The sequence below is a fragment of the Corynebacterium suedekumii genome, from assembly GCF_030252185.1.
GTDB lineage: Bacteria > Actinomycetota > Actinomycetes > Mycobacteriales > Mycobacteriaceae > Corynebacterium > Corynebacterium suedekumii.
Window position 1 is genome coordinate 355,800 of sequence record NZ_CP126970.1, and the last position, 12,441, is coordinate 368,240.

17 protein-coding genes are annotated in these 12,441 nt (G+C 58.6%); 12 read left to right on the forward strand and 5 right to left on the reverse strand.

The genetic code is table 11. The features are described from left to right. Positions 1 to 52: 52 nt before the first annotated feature. The 8 genes from QP029_RS01810 to QP029_RS14330 all read left to right on the forward strand — a co-directional run bounded on the left by QP029_RS01810 (position 53) and on the right by QP029_RS14330 (position 6,434). On the forward strand, positions 53 to 961 hold the full coding sequence (locus tag QP029_RS01810; RefSeq protein WP_284875184.1) for an ABC transporter ATP-binding protein: 909 nt from the start codon (positions 53 to 55) through the stop codon (positions 959 to 961). Further along, a complete protein-coding gene (locus tag QP029_RS01815; RefSeq protein WP_284875185.1) occupies positions 958 to 1,716 on the forward strand; it encodes an ABC transporter permease in 759 nt (252 codons plus the stop codon). The genes QP029_RS01810 and QP029_RS01815 overlap by 4 nt, the downstream gene beginning before the upstream one ends. 53 nt (positions 1,717 to 1,769) lie before the next feature. After that, positions 1,770 to 2,465: an ABC transporter permease gene (locus tag QP029_RS01820; protein ID WP_284875186.1), complete on the forward strand. Its 696-nt coding sequence runs from the start codon at positions 1,770 to 1,772 to the stop codon at positions 2,463 to 2,465. Positions 2,466 to 2,848: 383 nt separating this feature from the next. Beyond that, the gene (locus QP029_RS01825; RefSeq protein ID WP_284875187.1) at positions 2,849 to 3,298 is read left to right on the forward strand and encodes a helix-turn-helix domain-containing protein; all 450 of its coding nucleotides are present in this window, start codon (positions 2,849 to 2,851) and stop codon (positions 3,296 to 3,298) included. Beyond that, positions 3,295 to 3,750, forward strand: a complete 456-nt coding sequence (locus QP029_RS01830; RefSeq protein ID WP_284875188.1) for a PIN domain-containing protein — start codon at positions 3,295 to 3,297, stop codon at positions 3,748 to 3,750. The genes QP029_RS01825 and QP029_RS01830 overlap by 4 nt, the downstream gene beginning before the upstream one ends. A gap of 158 nt (positions 3,751 to 3,908) precedes the next feature. Then, positions 3,909 to 5,471 carry an IS21 family transposase gene (gene istA / locus QP029_RS01835; protein WP_284875189.1) on the forward strand — a complete coding sequence of 521 codons (1,563 nt, stop codon included), beginning with the start codon at positions 3,909 to 3,911 and terminating at the stop codon, positions 5,469 to 5,471. Continuing rightward, positions 5,468 to 6,214 carry an ATP-binding protein gene (locus QP029_RS01840; protein ID WP_284874266.1) on the forward strand — a complete coding sequence of 249 codons (747 nt, stop codon included), beginning with the start codon at positions 5,468 to 5,470 and terminating at the stop codon, positions 6,212 to 6,214. The genes istA and QP029_RS01840 overlap by 4 nt, the downstream gene beginning before the upstream one ends. Before the next feature lie 79 nt (positions 6,215 to 6,293). Continuing rightward, a complete protein-coding gene (locus tag QP029_RS14330; protein ID WP_489886006.1) occupies positions 6,294 to 6,434 on the forward strand; it encodes a VapC50 family PIN domain-containing toxin in 141 nt (46 codons plus the stop codon). A 185-nt stretch (positions 6,435 to 6,619) separates the two neighbouring features. On the opposite strand, the gene QP029_RS01845 is transcribed toward QP029_RS14330, so the two are convergent. The 4 genes from QP029_RS01845 to QP029_RS01860 all read right to left on the reverse strand — a co-directional run bounded on the left by QP029_RS01845 (position 6,620) and on the right by QP029_RS01860 (position 9,791). Next, entirely contained in the window at positions 6,620 to 7,321 is a 702-nt protein-coding gene (locus QP029_RS01845; protein WP_284875190.1) for a DUF981 family protein, read from the reverse strand. 13 nt (positions 7,322 to 7,334) lie between these two features. Then, positions 7,335 to 7,583: a hypothetical protein gene (locus QP029_RS01850; protein WP_284875191.1), complete on the reverse strand. Its 249-nt coding sequence runs from the start codon at positions 7,581 to 7,583 to the stop codon at positions 7,335 to 7,337. Between the two features lie 447 nt (positions 7,584 to 8,030). Then, complete coding sequence (locus tag QP029_RS01855) at positions 8,031 to 8,765, reverse strand: carbonic anhydrase (protein ID WP_284875192.1); 735 nt, start codon at positions 8,763 to 8,765, stop codon at positions 8,031 to 8,033. A gap of 315 nt (positions 8,766 to 9,080) precedes the next feature. Then, a complete protein-coding gene (locus QP029_RS01860; RefSeq protein WP_003862074.1) occupies positions 9,081 to 9,791 on the reverse strand; it encodes an IS6-like element ISCef5 family transposase in 711 nt (236 codons plus the stop codon). A 65-nt stretch (positions 9,792 to 9,856) separates the two neighbouring features. Here QP029_RS01860 and QP029_RS01865 point away from each other — a divergent pair, with 65 nt between their 5' ends. The 3 genes from QP029_RS01865 (at position 9,857) to QP029_RS14245 (ending at position 10,851) form a co-directional block, all read left to right on the forward strand. Next, the gene (locus QP029_RS01865) at positions 9,857 to 10,486 is read left to right on the forward strand and encodes a recombinase family protein (RefSeq protein WP_284875193.1); all 630 of its coding nucleotides are present in this window, start codon (positions 9,857 to 9,859) and stop codon (positions 10,484 to 10,486) included. Further along, positions 10,483 to 10,605: a hypothetical protein gene (locus QP029_RS01870; protein ID WP_284875194.1), complete on the forward strand. Its 123-nt coding sequence runs from the start codon at positions 10,483 to 10,485 to the stop codon at positions 10,603 to 10,605. The genes QP029_RS01865 and QP029_RS01870 overlap by 4 nt, the downstream gene beginning before the upstream one ends. A gap of 165 nt (positions 10,606 to 10,770) precedes the next feature. Then, positions 10,771 to 10,851 carry a hypothetical protein gene (locus QP029_RS14245; protein WP_432418713.1) on the forward strand — a complete coding sequence of 27 codons (81 nt, stop codon included), beginning with the start codon at positions 10,771 to 10,773 and terminating at the stop codon, positions 10,849 to 10,851. A 4-nt stretch (positions 10,852 to 10,855) separates the two neighbouring features. On the opposite strand, the gene QP029_RS01875 is transcribed toward QP029_RS14245, so the two are convergent. After that, positions 10,856 to 11,191 carry a DUF6968 family protein gene (locus tag QP029_RS01875; RefSeq protein ID WP_006822433.1) on the reverse strand — a complete coding sequence of 112 codons (336 nt, stop codon included), beginning with the start codon at positions 11,189 to 11,191 and terminating at the stop codon, positions 10,856 to 10,858. A gap of 385 nt (positions 11,192 to 11,576) precedes the next feature. On the opposite strand from QP029_RS01875, the gene QP029_RS01880 reads away from it, so the two are divergent. Further along, entirely contained in the window at positions 11,577 to 12,287 is a 711-nt protein-coding gene (locus QP029_RS01880) for an IS6-like element ISCef5 family transposase (RefSeq protein WP_284875195.1), read from the forward strand. Positions 12,288 to 12,441 lie beyond the last annotated feature (154 nt).

Sequence of the window (12,441 nt, forward strand, 5' to 3'; positions counted from 1 at the left end):
ATCCTCCTGGGAGTCGATGTTTTAGCAGCTCAGAAACGACAAGATGGTCTTCATGACCACAATCATTGAGACAAGAAATCTCACCAAGAAGTATGGTTCGACTAGTGTCGTCGACAAGCTAAATTTGGCAGTATCCGAAGGCAGCGTTCATGGCTTGTTGGGGCCAAATGGATCTGGCAAATCCACCACCATGAAAATGATGCTCGGGCTGCTCAAGCCAACCGATGGCGAAATTTACATGCTGGGGCGGCCAATGAACCGCGAGACTCGCGGCCAAGTGCTGGCGCATGTTGGTTCTCTAATCGAGCAACCGTCGGCATATTTGCATCTCACCGGTGCTGAAAACTTAGGGATAGCAGCGCGTCTGCTGCGCGCTGAGCCGGCAAATGTGCAGCGTGCGATCCACCTTGTGCGCTTGGAAAAGCACATGGACAAGCTGGTCAAAGACTATTCGCTAGGCATGAAGCAGCGACTCGGTATCGCGTTGGCGTTGCTCCGCGACCCTAAGATTCTCATCTTGGATGAGCCAACGAATGGTCTGGATCCGGCGGGCATCGAGGAAATCCGAGAGCTCATCGTCAGCCTTGCTCGCGACGAAGGCCGCACGGTACTGGTGTCGAGTCATCTACTCTCCGAGATCGAAAAGATGGCGACAGAATTAAGCATCATCCACCAAGGTCAGCTCCTATTCCAAGGGACGCAGCGGGAGCTATTCGAAACCAAGCTGCCTGATGTCTTTGTGGAGACCCCTTCTCCGGCACGGGCAGCTGAGGCGTTGCGGGCTCTAGACCCCGCAACAGTTTCGGGTGGGCTGCTGCTCGGAAACCTGAGTGAGCAGGACGTTTCGGAAATGTGCGTGCGTCTCGTTGAGCAAGGAATTCCGATCACTCAGGTAGTCCGACAGCATCGTAGCTTGGAAGAAGTCTTCATCGGGCTCACTGGTCGAGGAGGCTTGCAATGATAGAAAACCTTGCCATCGAAGTCGCTAAACTTCGACGCTCTCACGTGGGGCTTTTTGGAATCGGGTTGACGGTGGGCATTGTGTTGTTCACCAGCATGGGGCTTTTTAAAACAGGGAAAATCGATTCTTTTTCCGTGAACCCAGATGAACAATGGGCGACGTACTTGATCGGCTATTTGTTGGTGCTGTCGCTGCTTGCTCCTATTCAACTCGCGCTGCTTGCTAGCCGTTCTGTAGATCCCGAGCACTTGGCTGGCGGCTGGCGTCTCAATGCCGTTGCAGGTACCTGGCCCGGCATGTTGCTCCGTCGAAAGTTTGTGATCTTCTTGTTCATTTTGGTCTTACTGCGCGTCGTGGAATTGGGCGTGATTTTGGGTGCGCCATTCACATTGGGGGCTCCCGGGCCTTCAGCTGAAGTTTGGGGAGTTTGGGTAGGTACCGCGGCTGGTGCCTTGGGCACAAGTGCAGCGATGTTGGCAATTTTCATGTGGATTGCTGCCCGATTCGAATCTCAATTGGTAGTGCTTGGTGTGGGCGTTCTCGGTGGGCTGTTAGGTATCTGGGGAATGCTCTCGCCGAAGTGGTTAAGCATGATCAATCCGTTTGGCTATTTCGCAGTGATTACCCCGTACACCTTCACGGACGCTGGTGTCATCCCAGTTCAACAAGCATGGGTTCCATGGGGTTTATTCGTGGTGATTGCTGCGGCCAGTTTTGTCTTTTTGACCCATCGACTTAATTCAAGGGAGTACTAGCAATGCTGCTTCGAAATGAACTCCTTAAGTTCCGACGCTCCCACATTTGGACGGTGTTAGTACTCATCCCGTTAATTTCAGTCGGTTATGGAGCTGGAAACTACTCGGCAAATAAGGAAATGCTCACTGCGGGCTGGTCTAGCTATCTTTCTCAGGTCGTGCTGTTTTATGGATTGTTTTTCATGACTATCGGTATCGCGATCCTTGGTTCTGCTGCGTGGCGTCTCGAACACCGCGGATTCAACTGGAATCAGTTGATGACAATGCCACGGGGAGTTGGGGGAACAATCGCCGCAAAGATCGGCGCTTTGGTGGTGTTGGTTTCGCTCATGCAACTCATGCTCCTGCTATTTGGCATCATTGCCGGCATGGTACTTCGCGTACCTGGGCCTTTGCCATGGGTAAATATTGCGGGAATCGTATTGGCGATACTACCGGGAGCTGCAGTGGCATCCTGGCAATCTTTCTTCTCGATGATTATCCGCAATTTCGCGGCACCAGTTGCCATAGCACTAGGCGGCACAATCCTTACTTTTGGAGTGGTGAGCGCCGGTTTTGAAAAGCTTATGTGGGTTCTTCCGTCTGCACTCATAACCAATACGATTTCCCTTGGTAGCACTGCAGTTTCTACGGCGGGAGATCTAAACCTTTCTACTTTGACTGCACTCGTGGTCTCGTCAGTGGCTTTTACTGTCTTGGGCTGGGGACTGTCGGTGATGTGGTTGCAGAGGGTTGATATTCGGTCGTAGTTATTCAACACCGGAACATCTACCCTGGAGTCCATGTCTAAGATTTGGTCTCCGACCGAGAAGTGGCGACACCGCCACAAGCAAAATCGCCTCTACCGTGAGCGGCTCATGAACCGCAAGGACCGGAGATCACAAACTCGAAAGAGGATGAAGACTGGGTCGTCACGGCTCTCCGCCTGAAGTTTGCAACAGCACCGGTGTGGGCCTCCTTTACCGCTGGGGAACACTGAGCAAGGCTTCGCGAAGCGGAGTCGCGGTAGCCCCTCACTACAGCCCGACCGCTCAGGTTGCCAGACCTGCGGTACGTTGCAATGAGGTACACCCTTTTGGAGCTTTATGTGGCGCATGTTTCGGTTGTTTCGTTTATTCGGTAATGTGGGGGCATGTCACACCTACAGGACAATGAGCTCGCTAGCACGGCGGCCACAGCCCGCGAGGCTTTGCAGAAAATCAACCGCGTCCTAAGCGATACATCTACCAACAAAGACGTGAAGGTCGTGGTGGAGAACTCTGATGACGTTATTCTTCTACCCAGAGAAGTCGCCACCGTCCTCCGGGAGATCTTGGTTAATTCAGCAGCCGGCAGATCAGTAGGCGTAATCCCTATGCGGGCCGAGCTGACCACCCAGCAAGCAGCTAACCTGCTTAATGTCTCTCGTCCGCATGTCATTAAATTGATGGATGACGGTATCTTGCCAGGACATAAGGTTGGTACGCATCGACGCATCTATGCGGCCGACGTGCAGGCCTACAAACACCAACGAGATATCGATACCCGCACAGCTGCAGATGATCTCACTGCCCTGACCGAGGAGATGGGGCTCTACGAGTGAGTGGTTTCACCGTTATCTACGACGCCAACGTCCTATACCCCACTATGTTGCGCGACATCCTGATCCGACTGGCAGGCACGGGCATTTACCAAGCCCGGTGGACCGAAGACATCTTGGATGAGGTCTTTCGCAACCTCCAGGCCAACCGGTCAGATCTTGACCCCAGTAAACTACGCCGAACCAGAGAGCTGATGTGTCGGGCTGTGGATGACTGCCTGGTGACTGGGTATGAAGATTTAATTGAGTCATTGTCTCTACCGGATCCTGATGACCGTCATGTTCTTGCTGCTGCCATCAGATGTGGTGCCCAGGTGATCGTCACCGAAAACGCGCGGGATTTTCCTCAAGACGTGATGGATAGATACGGCATCGAGATCCAGGGTGCTGATGAGTTTTTATGCGATCAGATTGATCTGTTTGGCACTCGTGTCCACCAGGCTGTTACCTACTGAATATTCGCTTCACTGGGGTCCACCGGTCGCGTGTCCGGGGGCCGGCAGGCTGAGGACGGGTTCGTAGGCCTCGGGGCCACTCGTGGTGCGCTCGGGGGCCACCACGCTTACGCTCCTCCCGCCGTGTGTATAGGGCACACGGCGGAAGGAGCAAGCCAATGGTACGAAAGATCAGAGCGAAGCTGATACTCCAGCTACGCTCCGAGGGCCTGTCAGGACGCACGATCGCCGCGTCACAGGGTATGTCCCGAAAAAGCATCACCGCTGTGCTGGAAGCAGCCGACACCGCGGGTGTGAGCTGGGATGATGTCGCCGAGCGTCCCGAGGACGAAGTCTATGACCTGCTGTTCCCGGGCCGGGGACAGCACCACAGCATCTTCGCCCAGCCGGACTGGGAGAACGTCCACCGGGAACTCGCCCGGGTCGGCGTGACCCTGAAGCTGCTGCACGGCGAGTACACCGACAGGTGTGCGGCCACCGGTGCCCCGGCGATGGGTTACGACCGGTTCTGTCGGACCTACCAGCGCCACGTCCTGGTCACCGGGGCGGCATCGAGGGTCGGACACAAGGCCGCCCAGAGCGTCGAAGTCGACTGGTCCGGACCGACGATGACACTGTTTGACCCGGTCAACGCCACCCCGAGGCCGGTGTACCTGTTCGTCGGGTGCCTGCCCTTCAGCCGCTACTCGTTCGTCTACCCCAGCCTGGACATGACGCAGGAGTCCTGGCTGCGGGCCCATGTCGCAATGTTCACCGCCTTCGGCGGATCGGTACCGCGGATCGTGCCCGACAACCTCAAAACCGGAGTGATCACACATCCCCGCGACGGTGAGATCGTCCTCAACGACGCCTACCGTGAGATGGCCGCACACTACTCGGCCGCCGTACTACCGGGCAGGGTGCGCAAAGCGAAGGACAAACCGAGCGTGGAAAATACTGTCTGGCATGTCGCGATGCGGGTCATCGCGCAGCTACGTGACCAGCAGTTCACGTCGCTTCCGGAGCTGACGGCCGCGGTCACCGACCAGGTCGCGGCCTACAACGCCGAGCCTTTCCAGAAGCGGGACGGCTCCCGGGCCAGTGTCTTCACCACCGAGGAACACCCCCTGCTGACCGGGCTTCCGCAGGTCGCCTATGAGATCAGCCGGTGGGTCTACGGCCGGAGGGTCGGGCGCAACGGGCACGTGGTGTGGGAGAAGAATTTCTACTCGGTGCCAGTCACCCATATCGGTACGGGTGTGGATCTGCGGATCACCGACCGGGTGCTGCAGGTCTACTCCGGCCAGCAAAGGGTGAGCAGCCATGTGCTGCTTCCCGAGGGATCAGCCAATCAGTACCGCACCAACGACGCTGATCTACCCGCCGGGGAGCGCTACCAGCCGTGGGACGCCCCGCGCGTGCGGGAGTGGGCAGGCCGGGTGGGTCCGTCCGCGACGGTGGTGGTCAACCGGATCTTCGAATCGGTGGCCGTCGACGAGCAGGGCCTGAATGCCGCCCTGGCGGTGTTGCGGTTGACGCGGCGGTATTCCGCCGAGCGGGTCGAGGACGCCTGCAGGCTGGCGCTGGCCGGGCATGTCCGGTCCCCGCGGTACGTGCACCTGCACCCGATCCTGGCCACCGGACAGGATCAGGCCGCCCGGCAGCGTCCACCCCGGGAGGAACCGGTGGAGGAAGGCGGATTTGTCCGCGGCACCGACTACTACGCAGGAGACGTGAAATGAGCGGCATCGACATGGAAACCAAACGCAAACTCCGCGACATGGGCGCGACCGCCCTGCTGGAGGCCATCGACGCCGAAGACGAGAACCTCGTCCTGGGGATGGGATTCGAGGAGCGGCTGCGACTGATCGTCGATGAGGCGTATGCCACCTTCACCCACGGCAAGGTCGACGGGCTGATCCGCCGGGCCGGCCTGCGCTATCCGGCTGCTGATCTGCGTCGGATCGACCTGGTCGAGCAACGAGGACTGAATCGCAACCTGCTGGCTACCTTGGCGACCTGCGGGTTCATCGAACGCCACCAGAATGTCGTGTTCCAGGGCTTCACCGGGTCGGGGAAGTCCTACCTGGGGTGCGCGCTGGCGAAGCAGGCCTGCCAGCACCGGTATCGGGCGCACTACATCCGGATGCCGGATCTGGAGGAAGCCTGGGCCACCGCACGCGACAAACCCCAGGGAGCGACGAAGTTCCTCAAGAAGTACGCCGCGTTCACTGTCCTCGTGATCGACGAGTGGCTGCTGGATCATCCGGATGAGGCCATACGCAGCATGCTGCTGGAACTGCTCGAGCGTCGCTACGACTCCGCATCGACGGTGTTCTGCACCCAATACGCCAAGAAGGACTGGCATCAAAGGCTCGGATCCGGGGTGCACGCCGATGCGATCATGGACCGGATCGTGCACAACACCATCTGGGTCGACACCGGCACCCACAACATGCGGGAGCACGTCACGATGAACCAGTAGGAAACACCCAGCGTCGGCCGGTGGCCCCCATCCCTACGGTCACCGGCCCCCGCAGGCAATACCGCTGGCCCCCAACCGCATGATCGGGTGGCCTTCACAACTGCGAATACTCACCTACGCTGCGGCGGCGTTTAAGAATCCTCCTAGGACCATTGATGATGTGCTTGATGCGCTGGCCACAGCGGGAGCCCCGTCTGCTGCGGACCTACTCCGACGATAGATCACCCCACCCATGGATTCTCACCGGGTATGCCCTACGGGCGCACCCGACTGATGGTCGGGCTGATTCTCTACCGGGTGGCGGTGGGGAATTTATAGGGCTCGGCGGCGCCCGCTGCGCTGAGCGGAAAGGGCCGTCGGCGCATCCCGGTGTGTCAACCGGGGTGCGCCGTCGGCAGGTCGAGCCTAGAGCTCGGGGTGCATCACCTCAGGGTTGTTGAAGGGCCACGGGAAGAATCCGACGTGGCTGTAGAACAGGGTGAAGGCGAGGAAGATCCAGGCCATGCCGGCAATCCAGGCGAGGACGCCGAACACCTTGGCCACGGTCCTGTTCGTCAGCGCGAAGGGCGAGAGGATGGCCGCGACACCGGTGATCACGTACATGGAGAACACCATGAGCGGTTCGATCATGTTCCCGGCCAGGAGGCGGGCGATCGGTTCGACGGTGGGCGGGCGCCACTGGCCGAAGTGCAGGCCGGCGATGCCGAAGAGCACGATGGCGAAACCGGCGACGGCGGCGATGTAGAGGATGGGCCGCAGGGTGGCGACCATGTCCAGCTCGCGGAGGCCGCGTTCCGCACGATCCTCCGCGCGCAGGATGGCGAAACCGGCGATCAGGGTGAGGAGGCCGTAGATGGCGGCGGGTTCACCGAAGGTGACGTTGTCCACAGCACAGCAGAAGACGCCCTCGATCTGCTCCAGCGGCCAGGTCAGGGTCATGTGCATGCCGGTGAAAGCCAGGAAGCCGCCGGCGGCGATGAATCCCCAGCCGAAACCGCTCACGCTGCGTCCGGGGTTGACGTCGAGGGAGCGCATGAACAGCGGGACCATGAGGATGATGACGCCGACGACCAGGCCCATCATCGTGTTGTAGGTAATTCCTTGCATCAGCATGGTGGCGTCACTCCCGCTCTGCCAGCATGAGCTGACGGATGGACATCAGGGCGACGGCACCGGCGAAGGTGGCGACCCAGATCAGCGCGCCGACGTCCTGGCCGGCGGTGGTCCCGACGGTCCAGAACACGATGGCGCCGAGGATGAGGCCGACGACGATGAGTGCCGCAGTGATTTTGGGCAGCAGGGACGACCATCGGGCGGTCTCGCTGTCGATGCCCGCGCGCGTGGCGCCAGCATTTCCCTGAATACTCATATAACTCTTTCCTATCGAGTTGCGAAGGGAGTGTTCACCTGACGTACAGGCAACTCCCAAATATGATGATCGGACTATTTTGGGGGTGAATCGGCCTGAATTTTTGAGAGTGGCGTGTTACGCGGCGTGAAGGCCTGCGTAGTTTTCTCGTTGGTAGTTGGTATGATGGGTGCTGTCGCCCGAACTTTGCAACAGCACCGTCTTCACCCTGAAGGTGACCTTTCTGACTGGTGATTTGTAGCGTGGTAACTCCAAATTTTACCTGGTCAGGGGGTCACTTCTCTTCTTTGTGGGCCCGTGCCAGCTGATCACCGTAAAAAACCCGGGCTAGTGTCTCGTCAGCTGTGGGTCGGACTGCCCGTCGGCGTAACGTCGCGCACGAACAGGAAGAGCCGCACCCCCGTCGGAAGCGGGGCCCGCAGCTCAGCAGGTCAGGAACACCCGTCGTCAGACATCAACGAAAGCGTCCTTTTCCTGATCGAACCTGGTGACGTCGCCCTTGCCGATGTCATAGTGGTAGCTCTCGAGCACGAGCTCTCCGGCGTTGACCCGATCGGCGATGTAGCTGTGCGACATCAGGTTCTCGATCTGTGCCGCGGCGTTGGCCTGTTCGAGCCTGCGGGAGAAGTCCTCGGCGTCATGATCGCCGCCCATGCTCGCGAGCACGTCCTCGGATCTGATGAGCCAATCGTGGGTGGCCGGCAGCTCAGTCCTGTAATCGCCGAGGTGCTGGAGTGCCGCCATCCCGCCACAGTTGGAGTGAGCGATCACTGCGATGGCGGACACCCCGAGGTGGACTACCGCGTACTCCACCGGGGCGAGCACGCCCGGGTCGGGATTGTCGGCGTGGGGGATGATGTTGGCGATGTTGCGTAGATGGAACAGATCGCCTGGTTGTGCGGAGAGCAGGGTCTCGGTGTCGATGCGGGAGTCCGAGCACGTTACAACGAGGGTGTGCGGCGACTGCGACTCGGCCAGGTTCTCGTAGAGGTCCCGGTCATCCGGGTAGGTAGCGTCCTCGAAGTTGTTGATTCCGTCAATGACCGCGTCACCGGTGCCGGCAGTCATTTTCGGGGATTCGGTGGAGCAGGCGCTGCTGACTACGGCGGTGGCGGTTGCTCCGGCCCCGAGGCCGAGCACCTGCAGGAGCTGACGACGGTTGTAGCGACTCGATCCAAGCATGGCGAAACTCCGTTTTCTCATCGCGGTTCATCAACTCCGGGTCCGGGAGTTACCTTTATTATAGTGTAAGAGCCAAACAATTCGTTCGAAGGTGCTGTTGCAAAGTTGGGTGCTGTTGGTGTGCCTTCTCGAGGTCTCGCCCGAGAGACTTGGCTTCACGCAGGTCTTCCTGTCGCCCGAACTTTGCAACAGCACCCTCTCTGCTGACTGACTGAGGGCCGATGTCTGCCCTGGCCGGGTGCTGTTGCAAACTTCAGGCGGAGAGCCGTGACGACCCAGTCTTCATCCTCTGATGCTCGCTGCGGGTCGGCGTTCTCAGGCAGCCTCGAACACCCGGCTGACGATCACCGCATCCGGGTTCGGTTGCCCGTAGGCAAACATCGCGCCCTGGCCTTTCCGTAATGAGTGCATCGCTTCCATCCCTTTCAACGTCCGGTACGCCGAGGTCCGGTTTTTGAACGCCCCCTTCGGTCCGAGGATCCGTTTCAGCCGCCCATGATCTCCTTCAATGACGTTATTGAGGTATTTCACCTGCCGGTGTTCCACGGTCTGCGGGCAGATTCCCTCTGACTTCAACTCGGCGATTGCCCTGGCCAGGGAGGGTGCTTTATCGGTGTTGATCACCCGCGGGAACCCGGTTATCGTGTTCGACCTCAGGGTCTTGGCCAGGAAACGCTTCGCTGCGGCGACGTTACGCTTTGGGGACAGGTAAAAATCCAGGGTATGCCCGCCCGCGGTGATGGCCCGATAGAGGTAGCACCACTTTCCCCCGACCCGGATATAGGTCTCGTCCACCCGCCAGGACCGGGCCTGCCAATCCGGGACTTGTCGGTACCACCGGGTCTGCTTGTCCAGCTCAGGAGCATATTTCTGGACCCAGCGGTAGATGGTGCTGTGATCGACCGGTACGCCGCGTTCGGTCATCATTTCTTCCAGATCGCGGTAGCTGAGCCCGTAGCGGCAGTACCACCGGACCGCCCACAGGATGATTTCACGGGGGAAATGACGACCGGAGAAGATGCCCATGGCTGTGATTATTTCACGCAGGTCTTCCTGTCGCCCGAACTTTGCAACAGCACCAGCTGAACAATGTGATCGAGGAGAAGTGGCGCCGAGAAGCCCGGGAGAAGCAGCGCGGAGTACAAGCTCGCGGGCAAAATGTCGCTTACCTTCGCGTTTCCAGCAAGGACCAGAACCTGGCCCGCCAGCGTGAAGCTATCGGCCAGGTCGATAGGGAGTTCATTGATGAGCTGTCAGCTCGTACGCGAGCACATCGTCCGGGCCTTGAAGACTGCATCGCCTATCTCCGCGACGGAGATGGCCTTCATGTTGCGTCGATTGACCGTCTGGCTCGGTCGTTGGTGGACCTCCGCAATGTTATCGACCAGATCACCGCGAAGGGCGCCACCGTCCATTTTCTCAAAGAGAATCTCACTTTCGCCCCGGATGGAGAAGACCCGCGTGCCACCCTCATGCTCGGTATTCTCGGCAGCTTTGCCGAGTTTGAGAGGGCGATCATCCGCGAGCGACAGGCCGAGGGGATCGCTCTGGCAAAGAAGGCCGGTCGCTACAAAGGTCGACCGAGGGCACTGACGGAAGTGCAGATCAAGCAAGCACACGAACGCGTACAGGCCGGCGAAGCCAGAACCTCCATCGCCAACGATCTTGGCGTGTCGCGTGCTACTCTCTACCGCGCACTCAGAAAGGACAAGAACCCATGAGCCAGCTACAGTTGTGGCAGGTCATCTTCCTAGTCCTACTCGCCCTGGTCGTCGTCGTGCGCATCCGTGAGCGTGGACTTATTGAGGGCATCCGGGTCTGCTGCTCGGTTGTCACCTGATCGTGCAGCAGACCCAACGGTAAAACTATCCGCGAAGTAGCCGAAGGAACTGGCCTGTCGACTGCGACAATCGAACGCTGGACATCTGCCTCTCGCGAATATTATCTAGCGCAGGCCAATGAAAAGCGCACCCGAGTCCAGGAGCTGCGAGCCAAAGGTCTATCTATCCGCGCTATTGCAACCAAAACAGGCTATTCAGTAGGAACGGTTCATCGATACGCGAAAGATATCGAAGCAAGCGCTTAAGACTCTAAGCTGTAGGAGCTTGCACAGACGCCGACCACAGATCGGGTTCTATGGGTGGCGCAGTCCTGAGAAGTTGTAGAGATTCGCTTCCCATGAACAACAGTTCTTGCTGCTCAGCAGCAATACGATCGCCAATCGCCGATAATGCGAACATCATCGATTGCATTGAATCGATTCCGCCCGAACTCAGGTTTACATCACCGTCTTCCAGGCCTTTTATAGACCAATTTGTAAACCAATCTTGTCCCTCTAGGACAGGTGCACTAACAAGGATCTCAATGCTGCTTCCATCAAGTTTTTGAAGAACTCGTTGAAGCACTGGAGTTTCGATAAAAGCCATGTGAGCTCTACCTAGCGCAAGCAGTCAGCATACGTAGCCGCTGCTGCTGCCCAGCAAAGCGCACGGCCTGCTGGATGTGGAATCACTCGACACTTTCGGGAAAGGCTTTTATACAACTTGTCGCAATTTTCTTTATGACCATAAGGAGTGAAGTTTGGATTAGAAACCAGCGAGACGTTTGAAACGGGCGCAGCACCGGCCGTGTGCATTCCGACGAAGAGAGTTGCGGCGCTAGTTGCGCAAATAGTGAGAACCCGCAGTTTGTGTCGCATGACAGAGAAGCCTCCAAAATTAGGTTTAGTGGATACCTGTAACAATAGTTGATCCCAGCGGTGCTGTTGCAAAGTTGGGGCAGTAGAAAGACCTGCGTGAAATAATCACAGCCATGGGCATCTTCTCCGGTCGTCATTTCCCCCGTGAAATCATCCTGTGGGCGGTCCGGTGGTACTGCCGCTACGGGGTGAGCTACCGCGATCTGGAAGAAATGATGACCGAACGCGGCGTACCGGTCGATCACAGCACCATCTACCGCTGGGTCCAGAAATATGCTCCTGAGCTGGACAAGCAGACCCGGTGGTACCGACAAGTCCCGGATTGGCAGGCCCGGTCCTGGCGGGTGGACGAGACCTATATCCGGGTCGGGGGAAAGTGGTGCTACCTCTATCGGGCCATCACCGCGGGCGGGCATACCCTGGATTTTTACCTGTCCCCAAAGCGTAACGTCGCCGCAGCGAAGCGTTTCCTGGCCAAGACCCTGAGGTCGAACACGATAACCGGGTTCCCGCGGGTGATCAACACCGATAAAGCACCCTCCCTGGCCAGGGCAATCGCCGAGTTGAAGTCAGAGGGAATCTGCCCGCAGACCGTGGAACACCGGCAGGTGAAATACCTCAATAACGTCATTGAAGGAGATCATGGGCGGCTGAAACGGATCCTCGGACCGAAGGGGGCGTTCAAAAACCGGACCTCGGCGTACCGGACGTTGAAAGGGATGGAAGCGATGCACTCATTACGGAAAGGCCAGGGAGCGATGTTTGCCTACGGGCAACCGAACCCGGATGCGGTGATCGTCAGCCGGGTGTTCGAGGCTGCCTGAGAACGCCGACCCGCAGCGAGCATCAGAGGATGAAGACTGGGTCGTCACGGCTCTCCGCCTGAAGTTTGCAACAGCACCAGTTTGAGCTCTGAATCCGCCAGGATGCGCGGACCTGGGACCAGGTGGTGCAGATCCGCGCATCTGGCTCAATCTG